This window comes from Myroides sp. DW712, assembly GCF_046557355.1.
GTDB lineage: Bacteria > Bacteroidota > Bacteroidia > Flavobacteriales > Flavobacteriaceae > Flavobacterium.
Window position 1 is genome coordinate 1 of the sequence record NZ_JBKFDO010000008.1, and the last position, 24,407, is coordinate 24,407.

18 protein-coding genes are annotated in these 24,407 nt (G+C 36.8%); 7 read left to right on the top strand and 11 right to left on the bottom strand.

The genetic code is table 11. From position 1 onward, the window contains the following. Positions 1-76 precede the first annotated feature (76 nt). The 4 genes from ACLJX0_RS07835 to ACLJX0_RS07850 form a co-directional block, all read right to left on the bottom strand. Complete coding sequence (locus tag ACLJX0_RS07835) at positions 77-2,098, bottom strand: S8 family serine peptidase (protein ID WP_410879631.1); 2,022 nt, start codon at positions 2,096-2,098, stop codon at positions 77-79. A 224-nt stretch (positions 2,099-2,322) separates the two neighbouring features. Then, positions 2,323-2,694: a DUF2752 domain-containing protein gene (locus ACLJX0_RS07840; RefSeq protein ID WP_410879632.1), complete on the bottom strand. Its 372-nt coding sequence runs from the start codon at positions 2,692-2,694 to the stop codon at positions 2,323-2,325. A gap of 11 nt (positions 2,695-2,705) precedes the next feature. Beyond that, positions 2,706-3,077 carry a CD225/dispanin family protein gene (locus ACLJX0_RS07845; RefSeq protein ID WP_410879633.1) on the bottom strand — a complete coding sequence of 124 codons (372 nt, stop codon included), beginning with the start codon at positions 3,075-3,077 and terminating at the stop codon, positions 2,706-2,708. A 40-nt stretch (positions 3,078-3,117) separates the two neighbouring features. Further along, the gene (locus ACLJX0_RS07850) at positions 3,118-3,711 is read right to left on the bottom strand and encodes a cell wall assembly protein (protein WP_410879634.1); all 594 of its coding nucleotides are present in this window, start codon (positions 3,709-3,711) and stop codon (positions 3,118-3,120) included. Between the two features lie 318 nt (positions 3,712-4,029). Here ACLJX0_RS07850 and ACLJX0_RS07855 point away from each other — a divergent pair, with 318 nt between their 5' ends. Beyond that, positions 4,030-4,443 carry an NUDIX hydrolase gene (locus ACLJX0_RS07855; protein ID WP_410879635.1) on the top strand — a complete coding sequence of 138 codons (414 nt, stop codon included), beginning with the start codon at positions 4,030-4,032 and terminating at the stop codon, positions 4,441-4,443. 21 nt (positions 4,444-4,464) lie between these two features. Here ACLJX0_RS07855 and ACLJX0_RS07860 read toward each other — a convergent pair whose 3' ends face one another. Beyond that, a complete protein-coding gene (locus ACLJX0_RS07860; protein WP_410879636.1) occupies positions 4,465-5,046 on the bottom strand; it encodes a PhnA domain-containing protein in 582 nt (193 codons plus the stop codon). Positions 5,047-5,289: 243 nt separating this feature from the next. Here ACLJX0_RS07860 and ACLJX0_RS07865 point away from each other — a divergent pair, with 243 nt between their 5' ends. The 4 genes from ACLJX0_RS07865 (at position 5,290) to ACLJX0_RS07880 (ending at position 14,937) form a co-directional block, all read left to right on the top strand. Then, the gene (locus ACLJX0_RS07865; RefSeq protein WP_410879637.1) at positions 5,290-6,957 is read left to right on the top strand and encodes a formate--tetrahydrofolate ligase; all 1,668 of its coding nucleotides are present in this window, start codon (positions 5,290-5,292) and stop codon (positions 6,955-6,957) included. Between the two features lie 210 nt (positions 6,958-7,167). Beyond that, the gene (locus ACLJX0_RS07870; protein ID WP_410879638.1) at positions 7,168-7,869 is read left to right on the top strand and encodes a hypothetical protein; all 702 of its coding nucleotides are present in this window, start codon (positions 7,168-7,170) and stop codon (positions 7,867-7,869) included. A gap of 30 nt (positions 7,870-7,899) precedes the next feature. Next, a complete protein-coding gene (locus ACLJX0_RS07875; protein WP_410879639.1) occupies positions 7,900-9,972 on the top strand; it encodes a flotillin family protein in 2,073 nt (690 codons plus the stop codon). A 120-nt stretch (positions 9,973-10,092) separates the two neighbouring features. After that, positions 10,093-14,937, top strand: coding sequence for a DNA repair ATPase (locus ACLJX0_RS07880; protein WP_410879640.1), 4,845 nt, complete (start codon positions 10,093-10,095; stop codon positions 14,935-14,937). A 33-nt stretch (positions 14,938-14,970) separates the two neighbouring features. Here the strand turns inward: ACLJX0_RS07880 and ACLJX0_RS07885 are convergent, their stop codons facing one another. Further along, complete coding sequence (locus tag ACLJX0_RS07885) at positions 14,971-15,129, bottom strand: hypothetical protein (RefSeq protein ID WP_410879641.1); 159 nt, start codon at positions 15,127-15,129, stop codon at positions 14,971-14,973. Positions 15,130-15,176: 47 nt separating this feature from the next. Here ACLJX0_RS07885 and ACLJX0_RS07890 point away from each other — a divergent pair, with 47 nt between their 5' ends. Continuing rightward, the gene (locus ACLJX0_RS07890) at positions 15,177-15,878 is read left to right on the top strand and encodes a MotA/TolQ/ExbB proton channel family protein (RefSeq protein WP_410879642.1); all 702 of its coding nucleotides are present in this window, start codon (positions 15,177-15,179) and stop codon (positions 15,876-15,878) included. After that, positions 15,868-16,263, top strand: a complete 396-nt coding sequence (locus ACLJX0_RS07895) for an ExbD/TolR family protein (protein WP_060872976.1) — start codon at positions 15,868-15,870, stop codon at positions 16,261-16,263. Before ACLJX0_RS07890 ends, ACLJX0_RS07895 begins: the two co-directional genes overlap by 11 nt. Before the next feature lie 188 nt (positions 16,264-16,451). Here ACLJX0_RS07895 and ACLJX0_RS07900 read toward each other — a convergent pair whose 3' ends face one another. From ACLJX0_RS07900 to ACLJX0_RS07920, 5 genes are all read right to left on the bottom strand, one after another. Then, positions 16,452-17,306 (bottom strand): energy transducer TonB, encoded by an 855-nt coding sequence (locus ACLJX0_RS07900; protein WP_410879643.1) that lies wholly within the window; start codon positions 17,304-17,306, stop codon positions 16,452-16,454. A 181-nt stretch (positions 17,307-17,487) separates the two neighbouring features. Next, complete coding sequence (locus ACLJX0_RS07905; RefSeq protein WP_410879644.1) at positions 17,488-20,529, bottom strand: AAA family ATPase; 3,042 nt, start codon at positions 20,527-20,529, stop codon at positions 17,488-17,490. Positions 20,530-20,538: 9 nt separating this feature from the next. Then, positions 20,539-21,756 carry a metallophosphoesterase family protein gene (locus tag ACLJX0_RS07910; RefSeq protein WP_410879645.1) on the bottom strand — a complete coding sequence of 406 codons (1,218 nt, stop codon included), beginning with the start codon at positions 21,754-21,756 and terminating at the stop codon, positions 20,539-20,541. 203 nt (positions 21,757-21,959) lie between these two features. Beyond that, complete coding sequence (locus ACLJX0_RS07915; protein ID WP_410879646.1) at positions 21,960-22,664, bottom strand: DsbA family oxidoreductase; 705 nt, start codon at positions 22,662-22,664, stop codon at positions 21,960-21,962. A 521-nt stretch (positions 22,665-23,185) separates the two neighbouring features. Then, on the bottom strand, positions 23,186-24,394 hold the full coding sequence (locus ACLJX0_RS07920) for a CynX/NimT family MFS transporter (protein WP_410879647.1): 1,209 nt from the start codon (positions 24,392-24,394) through the stop codon (positions 23,186-23,188). Positions 24,395-24,407 lie beyond the last annotated feature (13 nt).

Consider the following 24,407-nt stretch of genomic DNA (forward strand, 5'->3'; position numbering starts at 1 on the left):
AACAACAAAAGCCAAACAACAAAAAAAACAACCAACATCAAATAAAAAAGGAACGCTTTCGCGTTCCTTTTTTATTTTATTTTTTCACAATGCGCTCGGTCTTATCCAAGCCATTGCCTTTTATTTTTACAAAATACGTTCCTTTTGTTAGGCCTGTCATATTTACTTCCACTTGATTGGAGGTAAGTGTGGGCAAACTCTGAACTAAACGACCTGTCATATCAAAAATCTCTATTGAAACTCCTTGAACATTCACCTCCTCTGGAATAGTAACATGCAATACATCTACCACTGGGTTTGGCCAAATAGCAAATGACGATTGATCCAATTCAAACTCTTCTGTTGAAAGATTATTAAAGTCATTTCGACTCATAATAATAGAGAACTCTTGACTCCCTCCTTTCAACGTACCTTTATGTGTTACCTTTACAGTATACGTTCCAGCCTCAGCCGCTTCGATTTCTACTTTTTCGATATTATCTACATCATTATCTCCTTTTTGAGCCACTAGATTATTAAAATCTTTGTTTAATCTCCAAGGTAGATATTCCACTCCATCTTTGTACACGCGTAAATCTAAATCGTTGACTAAAGAAGGATTATTTTTCGCGAAGGTTTCATCGTTATTTCTTCCATTATTCCATGAACCTTCAGGATCTGTCCAAGCCATAGTAACGATAACATTAATACCGCTTTCACTCACCAAAAATTGTTTTTCATAGGTTGCACCTTGTACAAGTTCATTTTCTTCTAAAACGACACCGCTTACCTTACTACCCTCTAAAATCTGAACCCCAGCTTTAGCATTAATCAATCCCCAACCAAATTGATGATCTGGACCTTTGTTTGCTCCCGCCTCATCTGCCGTATGTGCCATTAAAGCACGAATTGTTGCAGACTTAAACGCTTCATTATTCTTTTCCATTGCCCATTGTTGCCATAGTGCAATAATTCCCGTTACCGAAGGCGCCGCCATTGATGTACCATTATTATTTAAATACAAATTGTTTTTAGGCGTTCCTGTTACTGGAGTTGGTAATTGATAATTAGTAGAGAACACACGTACACCTTTAGCCGAGATATCTGGTTTAATACGGAAATCATTTGTTGGTCCATAATTACTAAATGATGACATATTCACACTAGTTGGTCCTGAATATACCGTTACCTGTTCTACCGCAGCCACAACAATTGTATTCTTAGCAACTGCTGAACCAGTCAATAAATCATTTCCTCCTTTAGAAGGGTTTATAATTCTGTAATTATCTCTATCATTTCCAGCTGCAATAACTGGTTGATAGTATTTAAACTCAGAAGTAAGTTTATCGTAATTGATACTTGTATAATCATAGGTACCAAAATCACTAACCGCCAAAGTAGCATTACCATAATCATCAATTGCACCATATCCATAGGAGTGATTTGAGACAAGTAAAGCATCTTGTGCAGCTGCACGGCGCATATACTCCATATCTCTATCCCAGTCGTAGCTACTAATTTTTGCTTCTGGTGCCATTCCTTTTGCGGCTCCATTTACTCCTTTTGCTGCAATTGTTCCTGACACGTGTGTTGCATGTGAACGACCACCCTCAAACTCCAAGCGTTGTTCAGGAGTAGCTGTTCCTAAGTTTAACAACGGTTTTTTTAGTGTCATACGACTTACTCCTGCTTGACTTCCTTGAAACTCCACATGCGTATCCAAGGCGGGTGCACCATCCCAAACTCCAACAGTCATTCCACTACCATCTAGATTTAGCCCTAAGCTTCCTCCTGGTGCTATATCATCTACCCTAGCTGTCTTTCTACTACCTGCATTGCTTGTTACATAGTAAATATAAGTGCCATTTTCGTTAATTCGTTGAAGCGAAAACATTCTTCCGTCCTTCGTTATACCTGAAGTTGGTTTATTGTTTTCTTTTGCCATTTGATATGCGTATGCTTTTGCTTGAGCATATTCTTTTTCCAAAGCTTTAAACTCTTCTACATTTACTTTTTCATATGTAGCAATAATTTTTTTTCGAATTTCTTCCGTTTGCGCACTCGTACTTACTCCCCATAAGGTAAACAAGCTGAATAACAGCAAGGTATTTTTTTTCATAAATCCTGTATTTTTGGTTGTTTCTATTTTTAGGTGGTGAAAGTTAAGCATAAAACCTATAATAATGGTAATTTTAACTAAAAATCTATACTACCATCATTAAAACAAAAAAACAGTAGCTAAAACACAAAATAAAAACAACAACACATCATTATTATCAACAATAAGGCGTATATCAAGCGATTAAAACAAAAAAGGTTCGACTACGCATAGTCGAACCTTTTTTATATATTTCTTAGGATAAAAAACAAGCCTATGCTTAGAACAAAAACTACTGCAAACCCATTTGAAAAACCACACTTTTGCATAAATCTTTCATTTTTGAAGATATAACTTTCTATTAGAAGTACATAGATATAAACTAAAACACCTAAATACAGATATATCAATTGGTTATACAGGAATGCTTCTTTAAATTTTCCTTTTATGAGGGCGTCAATTGCTCGTTGTCCACCACATCCAGGACAATCCCATCCTGTATAGTTTTTAATCGAACAGGTTGCCATGACAGGAAAATAATTTAATCCTTGACTAAATACAAGTATGATTCCTAACGGAACTACTGCATAAAGCAGGATACGATAAAAAAAGCGCATGCGTTACTATCTTACAATCCTTGTCCTTGTCTAAAGATTTCTTGAAAGCTTTCCATGTATGCATCCCATCCTCCTAATTGTTGGATATTATACCAAGAATAAGCGATGTTTATTACGAAAATAGCCAATGCGATTAAGCTCAATACTTTTGCATTTTTAGCTGATTTTACTGCTCCATCATAATCTCCATTCTCATATTTTTTACCCGATTGTACAGCCATAACGATAGCTACAATTCCCAATACGAGTCCAATACAAGAACAAAGTCCTAAAACTGTTGCTACGATAGACAAAGCTAAATTATTCTTCGGCCTTGCAGGCATTTGATTTTGTGCTCTACTTACAGCATTATCAAATTGTTGGTTAAACTGGTTTTGATCCATTTCTTAAAATTTTAACGCAATATACTACTTTTTGTTGTTTCTAAACAAAACGTTTGATGAACTGTTCCAATTTTTCTTGAAATGTCGCTTGGGCTCGATCGACGATAGCATCTACATCCTCAATAGTCAGTACAGGTTTCAATTTTGCATCTGTGCGTAACCAGTCTAAATATTCGGTATAAAACTCAGCAGGATTAAATTCCGCTTCTTCTTCCAATACTTCTTTATCTTGGAAATAAAACTCATCTTCATAAACTACTGCCTCCACATCATATGCCGCTATTTGCAATAATTCTTGGATATTGTTCGCTACGACAAAAACACCCCCTTCATCTCCAAATACTACGATTGGCACCTGAGTTAAATCATCTGTTTCGTTACTACTTATCCAAAAAGCATATATACTTCCTGCACTATTTGCTTCAGCAAAGGGAATAAATACCTTTAAAAACTCCTCGTTGGTCGAAAAACTTTCAATCAACGCAGTTTCTTCTGTCATTAAATAAATCGCATTGGAATAATAAGATGGAATGTTTTCGGATACTTGAAACTCTAATAAGCTCTTTAATTCCTTAGGAATTTTGTATCCTTTAAATAATGCAGTAAATTCTTGTTTTACCATTGTACTGTTCATTTTCGCCTTGGATAGAGGCGCTATTTTCAACTTAAATTAAATTAAACTATACAAGATTCAATCCTAATCTGAGAACCTTGTTTGATTGAATAAAGATAAAATTTTTTCTTTTACAAAAAACAATTCTATAAACATTCTTATTTTTTTCTTTCATCATACTATAATATTATGATTTACACTTAGAATAAACACAATCTTTCCTCGAAATCCTATAGAGAACATCGGAGTTTTATTTTTATTTCTCAAAGAACATAGCAAGAATTCTTTTGCTATGCTCTTAATTCTCTTACATTTGAAGCATAAAACAGGAAGAGGTTCATGAAAAAAACAATTTACCTAGCATCGGCTATGATTACCAATATTGAGGGAGCGCTGTTAACAGTTCGAAAAAAAGGGTCTATCTATTATATGATGGCTGGTGGTAAAATTGAAGAAGGTGAAACACCAATTGATGCTTTAATCCGTGAGTTACAAGAAGAGCTACATCTTCGGGTTTCTCCAGATTCGCTAACCTATCTAGGCGTTCATCAGACGCAAGCGGTGAATGAATCGAACACTTTAGTACACGCTACAATTTTTCACCTTTCTCTTGACACACCTCTTTTACAGCCTCAAGCAGAATTAGAAGAAGTCAAGTGGGTCACTTATGAGGACTATCAACAGCTGCCATTAGCTCATCTTTTAAAAGAATTTAGCATTCCCCTTTGGTTAAAAAACAAAAAATCCCAGTAATATCTGGGATTTCCTTATTTTCTAACCTTGTTTCTTTACATATTTAGTAAGTATCACAATCATTTGTCCATCGACTTTACCTTCTATATATTCTACGTTGTTAGGATCTAATCGGATATTGCGAACTGCCGTTCCAATTTTGGCATTTAAGGATGATCCTTTTACATCTAAGTCTTTAATTAACGTAACGGTATCACCTGCAGACAGAATATTTCCGTTACTGTCTTTATGTAATTCAACTGATCCATCTCCTGTATGATCACCTGTTGCTTTAGCAAATTCCATCAACTCATCATCCAAATACATCATTTCTAAATTATCAGCAGCCCAGCTTTCTTGTCTAAAGCGATTCAACATTCGCCAAGCAACCACTTGTACAGCTGGCACTTCACTCCACATAGATGTGGTTAAACACTGCCAATGCTTGCTGTCCAATTCTTGTCTTTTCTCAATTTGATCCAAACAAGTTTCACAAATATAGATTTCTTTATCTGCCTCATTAGCAGCTACAGGAGGAACTTCATAAACCTTTAACGATCCAGTCGATTCACATAATTCACATTTATTTCCACTTCTGTCTTTTAACTCCGCTTCCGTTTTCATAATACGTATAGAATATAATTTAAAGGTGCAAATATAACGTTAAATATCTATTTATAAAAAACAATAAAACACCTTATCATTAAAAGTAAATACACAGATACAATAAGAATTCAATAAAGTTATTTTTCTTTTTCATTTCATTCTATTATTCCTTCATATACGTTTATTTTATCGAACAGGTCTGGAAGAATATTCTGGTAAAAGCTGTAACTTTACTCCATAACAACACATTTCTATTTACTTATGAAAACAGATATTGAAATTGCAAGAGCGAGTGAATTAAAAAACATCGACGAGATTGCTAAAGATATCCAACTGTCGCAAGAGCATCTTATTCCTTACGGCAAACATATGGCAAAAGTTCACCTGGAAGCCCAACAACCCGAACAACAAAAGAAATCCAACTTAATTTTAGTCACTTCCATTACCCCGACAAAAGCGGGCATTGGGAAAACCACGGTTTCTATTGGTCTAGCATTAGGGTTAAATAAAATAGGAAAAAAGGCAGTTGTTGCCTTAAGAGAGCCGTCATTAGGTCCTTGTTTCGGTATGAAAGGGGGAGCCGCTGGAGGTGGATATGCTCAAGTTCTACCTATGGAAAACATCAACTTGCATTTTACGGGTGATTTCCATGCAATTACTTCTGCCCATAATACCTTGAGCGCTCTACTTGATAACTATATCTATCAAAACCGAGCAGAAGCCAATGGTTTAAAAGAGATTTTGTGGAAACGTGTCTTGGATGTTAATGATCGCAGTTTGCGCTATATTACTACAGGACTTAGAGGAAATGCCAATGGCATTCCACAAGAAAGTGGTTTTGACATTACACCAGCGTCAGAGATTATGGCTATTATGTGTTTAGCTACGGATATTGATGATTTACGCAGACGCATCGAAAATATTCTATTAGGGTATCGCTATGACGGCAGTATGTTTACGGTAAAAGATTTAGGTGTCGCAGGAGCGATTACCGTTTTATTGAAAGATGCCTTAAATCCAAATTTAGTTCAAACTACAGAAAATACAGCTGCTTTCATTCACGGTGGTCCATTTGCTAATATTGCCCATGGATGTAACTCGGTTATTGCAACGAAGATGGCAATGAGTTATGGAGACTATGTAATTACAGAAGCAGGTTTTGGAGCTGACTTAGGAGCGGAAAAATTTTTCGACATCAAATGTAGAAAATCGGGTTTATCCCCTAAGCTAACCGTTGTGGTTGCTACCGCACAAGGATTAAAAATGCATGGTGGAATTGCTCTAGAAGAGATTAAAAACAAGCATACAGAAGGCATTACAAAAGGCTTAGAAAACTTGCAAAAACACATCGAAAATCTAAAATCCTTTGGTCAAAGTATTGTAGTTGCTTTTAATAAGTACGCAACAGATAGCGCAGAGGAAATTCAGCTAGTAGAAGCGTATTGTCGCGCCAACGGTTTGGGCTTTGCAGTAAACAATGCCTTTGTCGAAGGTGGTACAGGAGCGATTACTTTGGCTCAAGAAGTGGTACACATGATTGAGCAACATCCAAGTCAACACTTGACGTTTCCCTATACTGATGACCTCACTATTGCAGAGAAAGTTCAGGCAGTTGCTACTAAGATATACGGAGCAACTGGAGTTACTTTTAGCCCAATAGCACAGAAAAAACTGAATCAAATTAAAGGAACCGCTATGGACCAATTTCCCGTATGTATAGCGAAAACGCAATATTCTTTTTCTTCTGATCCACAAGCGTATGGCGTGGCTAAAGATTTTTCAATTGCCATTAACGATATTGTAATTAATAATGGAGCTGAATTTATTGTAGCAATTGCAGGAGATATTATGCGAATGCCAGGCCTTCCTAAGGTACCGCAAGCTACTAAGATTGATTTAGTAGAAGGTTTAATAGAAGGTTTAAGCTAGGTTCCGTCGGACTTTATACGTATAAAAAGCGAAAAATTGAATTTTTCGCTTTTTTTTATTCTCTAATCTAGGAATTAAATAATTTTACCCTCCTCCTTTTTAATTTTTAACTTTTAACAAAATACGATTAACAATCAAAAAAAGTATTCATTATATTTGAGAAAATTTAGAAAAAATAGCAAGTAAAAATACGTATACCCACTATTTTTAATGAAAGATATTATTCACCACTTATTTTTCCCGCTTCCGAACGCAATTATGAGCGTTCTTCTGTTAATTTCAGTAATCTACTGGTTATTTTCAGCAATAATGGGCGGTTTTGATGGAATTCTTCCTGAAGCTGACGTAGACCTAGATGTAGATGTTGACACCGATTTTGATTTTCAGCAAAATCACTTGGATATAGTTCACGATAAGGAACTAGATACTGCTGATCCTGAATCATCAACAACACCAAGCCTTTTTGCAAAGCTCTTGCACTATATGAATGTAGGTCAGGTTCCTTTCATGATGATTTTAACCCTCTTTAAATTTTTCACTTGGGCAGGCTCTATATTAAGTACGTTCTCTCCTAAAATCACCAAACTGGGTAATTGGTCCATAATCATCTTAATTCCCTTAGCCATTATAGCGATTATCCTCACCCATTATGCAACGATTCCCTTAGGGAACTTTCTAAAAAAAACGGGGTATCACGGCGATGAAATAATTGATTTTATTGGCAAAGAGGGCATTATGCAATCTAGTATTCATTCAGACAAACACGGTATCCTACACTTGATTATCAACCAAGACCCTTTCAAGCTTATGGTAATGAGTTGGGATGGGACTCCCCTTCAATTTGGCGACCGCGTATATATTATCGAAAAATCAACAAGCGAAAACCTCTATTACGTGGTCAAACGCATGTAATCATTTTATCAATCACTAAACACAATTTTTATGGACTTTGAATTAGGAACAATAATAGCTATCATAATAGGCGCTTTATTTCTATTAATTCTATTATTCTTTGCAGTACTCGCTACGTTTTACAAGAAAATACCGCAAGGAAAATCAATTGTTAGAACGGGTATTGGCGGTACCAAAGTTGCTTTTAACAAAGGGATCTATGTGGTTCCTGTATTTCACAAAATGGAAATCATGGATATTTCTGTAAAAAAGCTTCAAATTGACCGTATGCAAAAAGAAGGATTAATTTGTAAGGATAATATTCGTGCAGATATTAAGGTTGCCTTTTTTATTCGTGTCAACAAATCCATAGAAGATGTAATTAACGTAGCGCAAACGTTGGGATGTGAACGTGCAAGTGATGTGGAAACACTGCGTAATATTTTTGAGGCTAAGTTTTCTGAAGCGTTAAAAACAGTAGGGAAAAAATTTGAATTCATCGAATTATATGAAGCCCGTCGAGAATTTAGAGATGAGATTATCAATATTATTGGTCGCGATTTAAACGGTTATATTTTAGATGACTGTGCAATTGATTATTTAGAGCAAACGAATATTTCACATTTGGATCCACAAAATATTTTGGATTCTGAAGGGATTAAAAAAATTACAGAGCTAACGGCCTTACAAAACATCAATGCGAACTTGATTCGCCGTGATGAGCAAAAAGTAATCAAGAAGCAAGACGTAGAAGCGCGTGAAGCAATTTTGGAATTAGAACGACAACTGTCAGAAAAAGAAGAGAAACAGCGCAGAGAAGTTGATAATATCAAAGCACGTGAAGAAGCGGAAATTCAAAAAGTACGCGAAGAAGAGCGATTAAAATCAGAAAGTGTTCGCATTTCTACGGAAGAGAGTTTAGCAGTACTCGAAGAAAACAAGCTACGTCAGGTGATTATTGCGGCAAAAAACAAAGAACGCACGGATGCTGTTGAAACTGAACGCGTAGAAAAGGATCGTGCTTTGGAGCAAACCGAGCGCGAGCGCATTGTATCTTTAGCTCAGATAAACAAAGAGCGCGTAGTAGAAGAGGAAAAAAAGACTATTCAAAATGTTATTCGCGAGCGTGTTCAATTGGAAAAAGGTGTAGTAGAGGAACAACAAGGTATCAAAGACGTAGAGGCATTCAGAGCCGTTGAACGAGAGAAACAAGTAGGTATTACCCATGCGAGTAAAACAGCAGAAGAGAATTTAATTAAAACAATAAAAGAAGCAGAAGCAAAGAAATTTGCACAAGAACAACTTTCGCAACAGCTCTTAATCGAAGCAGAAGCACAAAAAGAAGCATCAATCAAACACGCAGAAGCACGTAAGATCTTAGCCGATGCACAAGCCCGTGAAGATGCTACATTAGGACTTGCTGAAGCAGAAGTAATCAAAGCAAAAGCAGAAGCAATCGAGCAAGAGAGTATTGTTGAGGCGGCTAAAATCCAACGTATTGCAACAGCAGAAGCAGAGGGAATAGCTGCAAAAGCAGAAGCAAAACGCAAAGAAGGTTTGGCGGAAGCAGAAGTAATCAAAGAAAAAGCCATTGCGGATGCGGATGGATTAAAAGAAAAAGCAGATGCCATGAAGCAAATGGACGGTGTTGGAAAAGAGCATGAGGAGTTCAAACTACAGCTTCAAAAAGAAAAAGAAGTCGAACTAGCGGCTTTAAACATTCAAAAAGATATTGCTAAATCACAAGCTGATGTTCTTTCTTCAGCTTTACAAACAGCAAAAATTGATATTGTTGGTGGAGAAACGATGTTCTTTGAGAATATTATTAACCAAGTAAGCCGTGCGAAAGGATTTGATCAATTAGTGGAGAAAAGTCAAAATGCACAAGATATTAAGACAGCGCTTTTAGGCGATGGGACTTCCATCAACCAAGGAGACTTATTCAACAATATCAAATACTACGCGCAACAATTTAACGTGACAACGGAAGACCTGAAAAATCTGAGTATTGCTGCTTTAGTCATGAAAATGCAACACAATGCTACGGAAGAGAATCAAGGTCTATTAGGGACAATCTCCGATGCCGTACAGCGTTTAGGTATAGGAAATAAGAAATTATCTTAACTATAAATACAACAGTCACTCCTTTTTAGAAAGAGTGACTGTTGATTCCTTAGACCACTACCCTATTTTTAATTTACCTCCGTATTAGATTTGAATTCTATTACCAAGTATCCTTTATATATGGCTGAATTAGAAAACCAACCTATAGAATCTTTGGATTCGAATACGTATGAGATTATACAGCGCCGACTTCAGCAACAGAAAAGTGATTTAATCCAACGATTACAAGCACTTAATGATGATCGAAAGGAAGTTTTCACCGCTGTTGATTTAAAGCTTATCGCCAATCAGCGCATTACCACAGAAAACAATTGTACGGCTCGAGGAATTATTGCCTTTGACAACCTTTGTATTTTTGGGTATAACGTTCACTTTGGATTAAAAACTGCCATTGAACTCAGCGATGTATTCAGTATTTATCGCTTTGAGAACAATCAGTTTATTCCTCAACCGTTGGATTTTATCAACGATGCAAACTTTGTCAACGATTACAAAAATTTATACAAATACTACCGTGACTCTATTTTCAGTCGATTTCAAAAAACGGCGAATTACCTCTATATGGTTTTTCAAACGAGTAAGCATGTCGATAGTTTAAAAGCGTTTAAGTGGTTGATTAAAGACGGTCAACTGATTTATCAGGATGATCGTAGCATTCACGAAGTAGTAAAAACCCCACAATTTGAATTTGATTGGAACAAAACAACCCTTGAAAACAGACGATTGGGTGTACACCCTCATGTTTCTATTCAGGACAAAGTATTTATCGAAGCTGTTGGCGGTGACATTACCTTTAAAGTTGAAGACAATACAAGTAATGGGCAGGGTATTTACTCAGAGCCTGTACAAAATATTGACCAACAATTGGATGATGCGGATTACTACTATGCGGATTTGGGAAATTTCATCACTATCCGCATTAAGCCGTATCAAGAGGAATTCCGTGCCTTTATCTTCAATACCAAAACCAAGCAAGTACTTAATGTACCCGCCCTGAATCACACGGGAATTTTACTCCCTGATGGACAAGGAATTATGTTCTCCAATGGGTATTATTTGCAAACGGGTGAATACAAAATTTTTGACAACAATATCAAAAACTTAGAATTCATCAAACAGATTCCTTCGCACAACGGAGAGGATTTCTTGTATATTTTTTATCAGGCTGAACAGCACGTTTATACCTTGATGTCATATAATATTATTAAACAACAAATCGAAACGCCAATTGTATGCAGTGGTTTTACGTTGTTTAATGATGGAAAACTCACCTATTTCCGTTCTGAAAATGAAGCAGTCAAACACCATGTAGTTCAAATTTGGGAGACTCCTTATGCGGCAACTTTAATTGAAAACAAGGAGCAAAAAGAAAATCAATTATATAAAATAGGCAATAAGGATTTGGTGAAAGCGATGGCTGAATGTCAAGAGATCATTCACCTCATCGACAAAGAGGATTCTTATGAAGGGTTATATGGTGACATTGCCAAGAGAGCGAATGATATCATCGACGCTTACTATTGGATTAACACAACTGAAACCAAACACTTAAACGAACCTTTAGATCAAATCAAGCGCATTGCTAATACGGCTATTGATGAGTTTGAAAAGGTACAGGAACAACGTAAAAGGGCTTCTACTCGATTAAGTGAATTAAAGGGAATTGTTGAAAAACAATTGTTCAATGTAACCAATGCCAAAGGAGATACCTTAGAAAGCCTGGTTCACTTACTCGCTGAAAACCGAAAACTCTTGGGTGAAATTATCAGTTCACGTCAGATTAAATACATTGATGTTGCTGTATTAGAGCGTTACCAAGAAAAATTGGGTAAAACCAACGAAACCCTTTCTGCTAAAACGATTGATTTTCTCTTACAAGAACAAGCTTTAGTTCCCTACGAACAGAAAGTGCTTGATCAAAAAGCAAACGTTCAGAACGTAACCAAAGTGATTGACGCCAATGCCATTGATGAAAGTTGCAAATCGATTTCGAGTGAATTAGAGCTGCTGATTGATATACTCAACAGCTTAAACATTGAGGATACCACCCAAGCGACAGCGATTATAGCCAAGATTTCGGTTATTTTTGCTTCGCTTAATGAAGTGCGTGCACAATTAAAGCGAAAAATAGATGCCTTGCGTACCAATGAGTCTATTGCAGAATTTCACGCCCAACTTACACTTCTTGATCAAAGTATCATCAACTTTTTAGAACTATCCAATTCACCTGAAAAATGTGATGAATACCATTCTAAAATTAGCGTTCAGGTAGAGGAATTAGAAAGTAAATTTGCCGATTTTGACGAATTTATTTTAAAAATCGCCGATAAACGCGAGGAAGTTTCCAAAGCTTTTGACACGAGAAAAACGCAGTTAGTTGAACAAATCAATCGCCGTACCCAGACTTTAGAGCAAATCGGTGTTCGCATTTTAAAAAACATTGAAAACAAATCCGCTTCTTTTAAAACCAAAGAAGAAATATTAGCTTTCTTTTCTGCCGATTTGATGGTGGATAAAGTACGTCAGCTCATTATAGAGCTCCGCGATTTAGGTGATGTTTCTAAAGCAGAGAGCTTAGAGAATAGCGTAAAAACCAGCCAAGAAGATGCCCTTCGAGCGTTAAGAGATAAACAAGATTTATTCGTTGATGGCGAAAATATAATCAGTTTAGGTACACACAAATTCTCGGTGAATAAACAACCGTTGGATTTGACCATTATTCGCAAAAACGATCTTTTATACTATCACCTAACGGGAACGAGTTTTACTTCTCTTATTCAAGAGGACAGTATTTACTCGTATAAAGAAATTTGGAATCAGGATATTTTATCGGAAAACAATCAGGTCTATCGAGCAGAATACTTGGCTTATCAGGTATTACAATCACCTACTACTACATCATTGACGTCCCTACAAGAAGGAATTAAACTACGCGCAGAGCAAAACTATGCCGAAGGTTACCTCAAAGGTGTACACGATTTTGATGCTTTAGCGATTGCTCAAGCCTTTTTACAGCTAAAAACAGCTTTGGGTATCCTTACCTATCCCCCTGCTATTCGCGTATCAGCTCAACTTTTTTGGCATCAATTGGAAGAGTCAGTAAGTGAAATGCTGTTGAAACAGATTAACAGTGCAACGGCAGTACAAAAACTATTTCCTTCTAGTTCCAACTATCAGTATATTTTAAACCAGTTGGAGGATTTATACTTGCAATGGGAATCTCCTTTTCGCCTCCTTGACTCTAAAGAAATGATTTCTCACTATTTGTTTGAGGAATTTTCAAGTGGCACGTATTTTACAAAATCCAAACAAGCCCATCAACTCAAAAAAGAGTTTATTGCCTTCTTACAACAACACCATGCATTCGTCACGTTTGAGCATGATAGTCAAGAGGAATTCCTATCTACTTGGGATCGTTTCTACCTGATTCAAAACTGGTTGTATTCGTTTTTGGATCATCATCCTGAATCTAAGGTACTACACAAATACATCGATGAAACGTGTTGTTTATTACTCTTTGAGAAACACTACAACTATACCATAAAAGAGAGCGACGATCAACAGGTACTAAAAACGCTTAAAGGCAATCATGCTTTGATTATAAATGACACATACATCCTTGATTACCATTTATTCATGGATAAGCTATGTTCGTTTGAAGCGACGAGTGTGCCGTTGTTTCGCGCATTTCTTTCAACCAAAGAGCGCTTGTTGCGTGAGTACAAACAAAGTTTAAAAATCAATGAGTTAAAGCCGCGTGTTTTGACGTCCTTTGTCCGCAATAAATTAATCAACGAGGTTTATTTTCCCTTGATAGGCAATAATTTAGCTAAACAGATTGGCGTATACGGAGAAAACAAACGCACAGCGCGTATGGGTATGTTGCTCTTGGTTTCTCCACCAGGATATGGAAAAACAACCTTAATGGAATATTTAGCGAATACCTTAGGATTGCACTTCGTCAAAATCAATGGTCCGACCATTGGACATTCCATTACTTCTATAGATCCCAACGAAGCAAAAACTTCAGGAGCTAGAGAAGAGTTAAAGAAAATCAACTTATCCTTTGAAATGGCAGACAACGTGATGCTATATTTAGATGACATTCAACATTGTAGCCCCGAATTCTTACAAAAATTCATTTCCTTAGCCGATGGTCAACGCAAAATGGATGGTATTTTTGAAGGCGAAAGTAAAACCTATGATTTGAGAGGAAAGCGCTTCTGTATTATTATGGCGGGAAATCCTTACACAGAATCTGGAGAGAAATTTCAAATTCCCGATATGCTAGCCAACCGTGCAGATACCTACAACTTAGGAGATGTTATTGGTAGTACCGAACAGCTGTTCAAACTGAGTTTATTGGAAAACGCTATTGCAGAAAACACCTACTTACAACAATTGAGTGGGACGAGTTTGGATGATTTCTATCGATTAATTAACCACATCGAAACCCAATCAGAAGAAACACTTGCTTTGGAAGGTAATTTTAGTCCACAAGAAATCGAAACATTTACGGCTGTATTGAAAAAATCGCTGATTATTCGCGATTTAGTGATTAAAGTCAATCAACAGTATATTCTCAGTGCGAGTATGGATAACGCTTATCGTACAGAACCTGCTTTTAAATTACAAGGTTCTTATCGCGATATGAATAAAATGATCAGTAAAGTGGTTCCGTTGATGAATGACAAGGAGGTTGAAGCGCTCATTTTGACTCATTATGAAAATGAATCCCAAACGTTAACTTCCGATACGGAGGCGAATCTTTTAAAATTAAAAGAACTGGCGAACCAACTTTCAAAGGTAGAACGCGAACGTTGGGAAAATATCAAAGCAATATTTGTCAAACAAAACAAATTGGGCTTTGCTGCTCAAGATAATCAAGCAGCTCAAGTACTTAGTCAATTGATGGATTTTAATGTCAATCTTGAGCAAATTGCAAAAGCAATAAAAATAAAGTAAAAAAAGGCGATTGGTCTAAATCAATCGCCTTTTTTATATGCTGGGCATTTTTTTTACCCCTTGTTTTTTTAATTCATTCCCAACAAAAAACACCGCTTTCCACGAATAGGATCCTTTGGTTAAGGTATTCCCTTTGTCTTTCACATTAAAATAACAATTTACTTGCCTAATGAATTGATGTTCTCTATACATTTGTGCGATTTTATTTTTATATTTGATCCTATTTTAAACGATTTTTAATGTTTACATTTTTGCAAGCTTCACCAGATGCAATTACTACTGCAGTCACTGATTTAAACGAAGTAGTAACACAAGAAAGTCAAATTTCTGCTTTAGATTTTGTTATGAAAGGAGGAATCTTTATGGTTCCTATCATCCTTTTGTTTATTTATACGATTTATCTTTCCATCGAGCGGTATTTGTATATCCGAAAACAAACAAAATTCGACTCATCCGTATTACCCAGTACGCTAACCTTATTGGAAAAGGGACAACTGGATTCCGTAGAACTAACACTTTCTCGAGAGACCAATTCGTATGCTAAAGTTATTTTAGAAGGAGCGCATTCGATTGGTAGACCGATTACGGAAATTGAAGGTAATATGGAGCGACTAGCGACCATTGAGATTGGAAAAATGGAGCAGAAGATGGGACACTTAGGATTAATTGCTGGTATTGCACCTACTTTAGGTTTCGTTGGAACCATTTTAGGAGTAATTCGTATCTTTTATAATATTAGTATTTCTGAAGATATCAGTATTGCTAATATATCAGGAGGATTATATGAGAAGATGATTAGTAGTGGATCTGGTCTAGTTGTAGGTATTATAGCATATGCTGCCTATCACCTGTTGAACTCCTCTATTGATAATTATTTGTTGCGCACCCAACAAACGATTTTAGATTTTATTAATGCAATACAACGACCAAATGGCAATTAAAAGAAATAAACGCTTTAAAGCGGAAATCGCAACTTCCTCTTTAAGTGACATTATGTTCTTCTTGCTTTTATTCTTTCTTATTTTATCAACATTAGCGAATCCCAATGTGATAAAGATGATGCTTCCAAAAGCAGCATCGAATGAAAAGACGAATAAGCAACATTTGACCATCTCGGTTACAGAAGACAAACGCTTTTTCATCAATAAGACGGAAGTCCCATACGAGGAATTAGAACAAACGTTATTAGCGGAATTAGGAGGCAATACGGATCAATCCGTTGTAATTCGAATTCCATTTAATTCACAAATACAAGAATTAGTAGATGTTTTACAAATTGGCGTAAAGAACAACATCAAGTTTGTAATTGCTACACAAAAACAATAAAAAAAAGGAGTAATCAATGATTGCTCCTTTTTTTGTTGCTGTAATGTTTTTCCTTGGTATGTCAACGTCATAGATATAGTGTGAATCCGTGGCTAGTCTATTAAAAAGCCTTGTTTTACTGGAGTCACTATGGACTCACCCTGGAGTCACTATGGACACATTACCTATCAATCTTTTTTTACTTGCTACTAATTCAGTTTAAACTGATAGACGATTTTTCCTACTTGTTTAGCAGGCGCTTTATCGTTGGCTTGCCATTTCGTTTGTAAAGCCGCAATTTTAGCCTGTTCTAATAAACAGTTAGCTGTGTTAGTTGTTCCTTTCACTCCAGCTCTTGCATCTACTGTATTTCCAGCCTGATCAACCCAAACCTCAACCACAACCGTTCCAATTTCATTACAGGTATATTTAGGAATAGCTTTGACTGTTGCACTACGTCCATCGAGTGTATATCCAATACCATCGCCTCGTCCATCTCCATGTCCGTTTCCTACTCCACCGCCAGATCCACTGCCGATACCTGTCCCTGTCCCACTTCCCATTCCGCTTCCGCTTCCTGTTCCGTTTCCAGTACCTGTTCCGTAATATCCTCCATTGGTAGATAGTCCTCCTTTTCCACTTCCTGTTGTTCCACCACCTCCTGAACCTGTTCCTCCATTCATAAAGCTGCTAATTGCATCTTTAGTTGTATTGGAAACATCTTGTTTTGCTGGAGTGGTTGCTTTTTTCTCCGTGGTTTCTACCTTCTTTTCTGTTGTTTTTTTGGCTGTGTTTTCCAACGGTTTTTCTACCACTGCTTTTGCCTTTTTTGTTTCTTCTTTCTTCGCTACAACAACCGTAGTTTCCTCTCCTTTTTCATAAGCTAAAACCTCCTTTTCTTCTACAGGTTCTGCTTTTGCAATTTGTTGCTCTTCTTCTACTACCTCAACTGGCTTTGATGATGTAGTCAAATGATCACCTGGTGTTCCCTCTAAGGAAATAGCAACGCCATCTCCTCCTCCACCTCCTCCACCAAAACTGGTATAAGACGTGTGGCTATCCATAAATTTAATAAAGAATAAAAGAAGGAAAAATAAAAGTGTAATCACTATAGTTATAGCAATTGACGTTTTTTCCTCTTTTGAATAGTTAAAGTTCATCGTATTTATTGCGTGGAATTAAAAGTTCATTTTGTCTAACAAATGTACTTATTTTTTTGACTCTACTCTTTTTCTTGCGTTTTTTTTAAGAAGAGACTACCCTACTTCCCTTTTCTTCGTCTTTGACAATGGATAGAGACATAGGAATACGCTCTTGAAGTTCATCCACATGGGAAATAATACCTACAATGCGATTCTCTTTGTGTAAACTATTCAGCGTTTCAAATACTAGGTTCACCGATTCGGTATCTTGTGTTCCAAATCCTTCATCAATAAAGAAAAAGTTTTTATTAGATTTCGATAAGCTCTGTACGCTTTCTGCTAAGGCTAAGGCTAAAGAGAGAGACACTTGAAAACTTTGTCCTCCAGATAGCGTTTTCACACTACGGGCCTTTCCGTTGTTCAAATAATCAATGATTTCAAACTCGTTACTTTCATTGAGTTGCAGGCTCAACTGATTATTAGTTAAGCGATGAAAACGCTGATTGGCACTATCACAGAGATTGCTCAAGTAAATACTTGATACGTAGTTTACAAATCCAGCTCCTTTAAACATATTATCCAATATATTGATATTTTTCAATCGCTTATCCACTTGATCGAACTCATGTAACAAGGCTTCTTTCTCTTTATACTCTTGTTCCATGCGTTCAATTTCTCCCCCTAGTTTTACAACCAAGGTTGTATGCTCCTTCACTTGCTGTTCTAAGGTTGCTACAACAGTAGTTTGCGTTTGGAAACGCACTGGATCAAAAGAAAGCGATTTCAATTTGGCAGCTAAATGCTCCACTTGATTACGCAATACTTCTAACTTTAATATAAACGCTTGAATCGCGGCTCTTCTTGCCTGTACATCTATATTTTTATCCAAAATATGTTGGACTACTGTCACCTGCTCTAAATGAAATGTTTCAAGCAACTGATGGATATGACTTTCTATAGCCTCCAATGTTTTAGTCTGCTCTTCTATAGCCTGTTGGCTATTCTTCTGCTCCGTTTCCAAAGAAGCTACAATGGGAACAAGTTGCTGTTGCTGTTGTGTCAATGCTTGATAATTTGTCACAACATGTGCAATCATTTCTTCTTTTACACGAATTTCTTGCGCAATTGTTTCTTTGTCTTGTCGTAAAATTTCATTGAGGTTCAATAATTGAATTTGCTTGGCATGAGCTTCAATATCTGCCTCCATTCTTACTTGTTCTAATTCAATCGAAGCTAATTTAGTCGTATATAAATCCACATTCGCTCGAATACTTTCTGCTTTTTTAATTTGCTGTTGCTGTTGGTCTTCTAACTGTTCAAGTCTTTCATTCACTCGAATTGCTTCCTGTTTTACTTGCAGCAATTGTACTTTATTGCCTTTTTCAATTTCCGTCCATATAAAGCTTGTATCCAATTGCTGTAATTGGTGGTGTTTTGTTGCTATTTGTTGATTAATTTCTTGCTCGTGAACCATCAAAAGATGTCGTTTATCCACTAAGGCTTGCACTTCTCGCTCTTTTTGGTTTAACTCCTGCTCTTCTTGTCGAAGCTTCTCTTGTTTGCGCTCTAATTCCGCAATCAAGCTAGATACATCCTCATTCGTTAGAATTGTAGGATGCTCCAGGGCTCCGCACAAAGGACAAGCTTCTCCTTCTTCTAAGGCCGTTGCATAATGTGCCAATTGTTGAGAGACGCGCAGTTGTTCTAATTCCTGAGTAAGTAACAATTGAATCCCTTGACTTAGCTCTCTTTGTTTACTCAGATTTACACGCCAGGCTTCTTCCGTAACAAAATCCAGCTTTTCCAAGGTATTATTCATCTGTTGAATTTCTCCTTGTACTTGTATCAGTTTGTTTTGTAGCTCCTTCTTATTCTGCTGAACATACTCCCAATCCGTAAACCATTTATCCAAAGCCATCAAACGCATCGCATCCATTCGATTGACTTTTAAGTCTTGTATTTGCTGCTCAATCGTGGCGATTGTCTGTTGAACTTCTTGTAATTCCTTTTTCGTTTGTACCACAACTTCATTGCCCTTTCTCAAACGTTCACCTAAGGCTTTTTGAGATTCTTCGGTTAATTTAATACTCTGTATAAACTGTAGTTCTCGAAGTATTACTTTCTCTTGCTCAATCGTTGCATACTGTTTTTCAACGGCTACCAATGCTTCCGATAGCTGTGTATACTGTACCTTCTTCTGTTGGAAATCCTTGATTTGTTTTGCTAAAACAGCCTGTTTTTCAACTAATTTAGCTTTGTTTTGTTGCTGTTCTCTTAATACAGTACGAAAAGCTTTATCTACTTGTTCATATTGCTCTAATTCCTTTTGTTGCTCCTGAATTTGAACTTCTTGCACTTCCAAGGCTTCTAATTCTCTTTTACTTGTTTCTAACGTTTCAAAATCACTCTTAACGGCTTTCAACTGTTGAAAGTGTTCCTGTTCCTTTTTAAACGTTGCCGTTAATTGCGTTAACTGATCTTCTTGTATTTTATGTTGTGTTTTTTTCTCCTCAATCTGTTCTACTGTAAGCAAAGTAAAACGCTGTAATTGTCCTTGCAAATGATCATAACGCTGACGTGTTACGCTATACAAGGACTTCGTTTTACCCGTTAAATCAAAACGATCAAGACCAAAAATTTCCTGCATCATCTTGGTTCTATCTTTTCCACCTAATTCAATAAATTCTTTGAATTTTCCTTGGGGAATAATAATTGTTCGCTTGAAGTTTTCATAACTCAAACCGATGATTTCCTCTATATTTAATTCAGGCAGGGGAACCCATTGCTCTTCCTTCCATTGGTATAAAACAGCATCTCCGCGTTTAACATCATCAAAGCGTTTTGAATTACGTCTAAATTCTCTGTAAATACGGTATTTCTCCTCCTTAAAATTGAAAAACTCAAAATCAATACTCATGCGATTTGATTTTAAATTCATCATATTATACGCGCGATTATCTCGTGCATTCAGGCGTTCAATCTCACCATACAATCCAAAAGAAATAGCTTCTAAGATGGAGGATTTACCCGAACCTACTTTTCCAAATATTCCAAATAAACCAGCTTGAATTAGCTGAGAAAAATCAATAATCTGTTTCTCCTGATAGGAGTAAAAACCTTCTAAGGCTAAACGAATAGGGATCATGGTAAAAACTTAATTTATAATTTCCTTAAACAACTCCATAATTTCCTCATTGGGTTCTTGTCCGTTGTTTTTTTGTTTAAAATAGTCTGTAAAAAGTCCTTGAATATCTTGCTCTAGGTTGACTTGTTTTCTCTTATTCTCCTCAGTTTGATTGGCTACGTTCACCAAAGGGATAATGGTAATAATTCCATCATGTGCTTGGTAAATGCGTTTGATATCATCTGCTTTAAGAAAAGTATCGCTGACAAGTGTTAGCTCTACCAAGTGATGGGGATTTTGTTTGAGCCAATCGACAGCCTCATCAACGGAAAAAAACTTTTTACGCGATAAAGGACGTCCTTTTGTCAAGCCTATCTTTTGATAGGTTGCCGTTTCATTCGGGGCAACTTCGACCATCATGACGTATTTTTCTTGTCCTGCTTCACTAAAACTATAGCACAAAGGACTTCCTGAATATACCACAGGGCGCTCTGCCTCACCAATTTGATGGGCCCGGTGTAAGTGGCCTAGAGCCGTATATTGAATTTGCGCGGGAATACTGTCGCTGTAAATCAAATCAGCATTTCCTATTTTTAGTGGTTTTTCACCATCAGGTTCTTCTAGTTCTTCTCCACCTTTTTTCATCATATATAGATGAGAAATCAAAAGATTGACTCCTTCAGTATCACAATATTCTTCTGCTAATGTATCCCAATTATGTTGTAAAACTTCATTTAATGCGGTCGTCTTATCTTCAATATGGAGTGCTTTTTTCAAGCGTACTTCATTGGCATAAGGGGTGTGAATCACACGAATAGGAAAAGGAAGATGAGTTAGCTTCAGTTCAATAAAACCTGCTGCTGATTGAGTTAACATGAAAGCATCATTCTCCTCTACCGGTTGTACCACGGTATTAGGTAAACCAACCAAAAGTATTCCGCAAGCACGAGCGAGTGGGTCTGGAGCATCAATGCGCTCTGGGCTATCGTGATTGCCTGCAATAGCAATCACAGGACGCTGTCCATTACGCGTCAAGCGACGAAGGGTTTTATAAAATAAATCCTCTGCCTCGATCGGTGGATTAAACGTATCGAACAAATCACCTGCAATCACAATAATATCGGCTTGTTGTTCATCTGCCACTTGACAGATTTCATCCAATACTTCTTTTTGTTCTTCTATACGCGAAAAATTATCCAATCGTTTGCCTAAATGCCAATCCGCTGTGTGTACTATCTTAACTTTCATTCTATCCTTGATGTTTACCTCTCAAAGATAAAGGATAAATCAGGCAATCGCTAGTGTTTTTATTTCATTTCAGTACACCAAGAAGAGGGAAATAAAATGCTACTTTTGTTTGAAATACCCTAAAAATGAAAAAGACGAATAGAAATTCGTCTTTTTTTGTTTTATTTTCCTTGTATAGTCAACTGTCAACACTGAAGCGTTAACTAAACCTCACATCCCTCAGGGCCACAGGCATTTGCATCCTGATCCCCTTTCATTTCGAATTTAGGTTGGCTTTCTTGGTACGCTTGAGTTAACGCTTCTGCAAAGGTATCAATCGGTTGTGCTCCTGAAATCCCGTATTTTCTATCTACGACAAAGAAAGGTACACCTGAAATACCCAACGCTTGAGCCTCATCAATATCATTTTTCACTTCTTGGGTTTGTTCTTCACTTTGCAATAAAGCAACAACCTCTTCTTTATTTAATCCAATACTCGTAGCAACTTCCGTTAATACGTCGATATCTCCTACATTTTTCCCCGCTGTAAAATGCGCATAGAACAAGGCTTCTTCCATTTCATTTCCCTTTCCATGACTTTGTGCAAAGTGAATTAAACGGTGTGCTCTGAAGGTATTTACAGGAATAGAAATATCCTGTCTGAATTCAATCCCTACAGCAGACCCCGCTTGATCTAGATGATTCATCATCCCTTCTATTTGCTCTTTCGGCATCCCTTTGCGCTTCACTAAATATTCTATTGTTGATTCTGATGCGCCGTCAACAGGTAACGTTGGATCGAGTTGAAAACTCTTCCACTCTACTTCAATCTTATCTTTGAAAGGCAATTGTGCTAACGCGTTTTCAAAGTGTTTTTTACCTACATAACAAAAAGGACACATCACATCCGACCATATTTCTACTTTCATTTCTTTACTTTTTTAGATTATTACCGAGTTTTATAAACACCCTATTCTTCAAAGATACGATTTAAGGAGGACTCCTCCCTACACTTTTAACAGTTACTATCTGGTTACTACCGTTCTCTAATTTAAAAAAAACAACCGTGCAAATGACTCTTATTCGCTTGGGTTGTGTTATGGAATCGTACGCTACTTAAGCCAACTAGGACAGGACACATGACCAACCATTTTTCGCTTCTTTCTCTTTTCTTTTGTCTGTAGTTCTATTCTAGAGTCAAGTAAATAAATCAAAAGTACAGTAGATAATCTCCAAGAGTATATTCCTTTCAAAAGAAAATAATCAACTTATTTAAGGTAAAAAAACAAATCTTTCATTTTTTTTTCTCTAGTTTTACTCCTGTGTATAAATTAATTATTAATTCACCTTATACTTTTTATACCGTATCAATTTATTACCAACCAATCAAACAGTATAGATTAAAAAAAGGAAGCTGATGAGCTTCCTTTTTTTACTTTCTATGTTACGCTTATTTCACCCAAGTATCTTTTCCCGCGATAATTCCCGAAATTAGGAGTGTTGCAGACATCACCAACAAGAACAGTAGAGAATAAATCCAATCCTGAGACCAATCAAATAAGGCTCCGAAAATTGGTGGTCCACAAGCAGCAATTAAATATCCAAAAGATTGTGCCATTCCTGATAGTTCAGCTGATTGTACTGTACTTCGTGTACGCAAGACAAACAACAACATCGACAAGCTAAAAGCCAAGCCACTTGCCAATCCAATCAGAATGCACCAAAGAAGAATATACTCCGTACGGAAAAGTAGAATTCCTCCTATTCCCACCATAAACAACACACCTACAACAAGAGCTAATAGTTTTTGATTGTTCATTTTGCTAGCGATGATTGCACCGATAAACGTCATTGGCAATTGAGCAAATTGAACATAAGATAAGATCCATCCTGAATCTTCTACCGACATCCCCCAGGTTTGCATCACCTTAGGCAACCAAGCTGCTAAGCAATAAAACAGGAGCGATTGAACTCCCATAAATACCGTTACAGCCCAAGCTAAACCTGACTTATACAGATTAACCGTATTTTCTTCTATGGCAAAATTCCCTTTCACTGGGTCTTGTTTCTTCTTCTTTACTTGAGGAATCCATACAAAAATAGTCACCAAAGAAAGCACCAACCAAATTCCGATAGATCCCTTCCAGCCCATAGTTGTATACGAGCCCAAACTAATACTGAAACCTGCAGCTAAAGCCGCTGTTAGATTCATCGCCACCGAATAGATTCCCATCATACTCCCCACTTTATGCGGAAAGTTATTTTTAATGAAAGCTGGCATTAATACATTTCCCACTGTAATAGCTGTTCCCACCAAAGCAGCACCTAAAAAAAGAGATACCATATTTCCTAAGGGGCGAATCAACAAGCCCACACTCAACAAAATTAAGGAGAGAAGCAAAACCAATTCCATCCCATATTTTCTAGAGAACTTGGGAACAATACCCGATAGAAAAGCGAACGCCATCAAGGGAATCGTTGTCACTAAACCTGCAGTTGTATTAGACAAAGCTAAGGATTTACTTATTTCTCCAATCACAGGTCCTACTGAAGTGAGTGGAGCACGAAGATTGGAGGCAATAAATATAACCCCTAGCAGCATCAAGATTTCTTTCGTTTTTGAAACTTTTACGTTCTCCTTATCGATCGAATTATTCATATTTATTTTATGC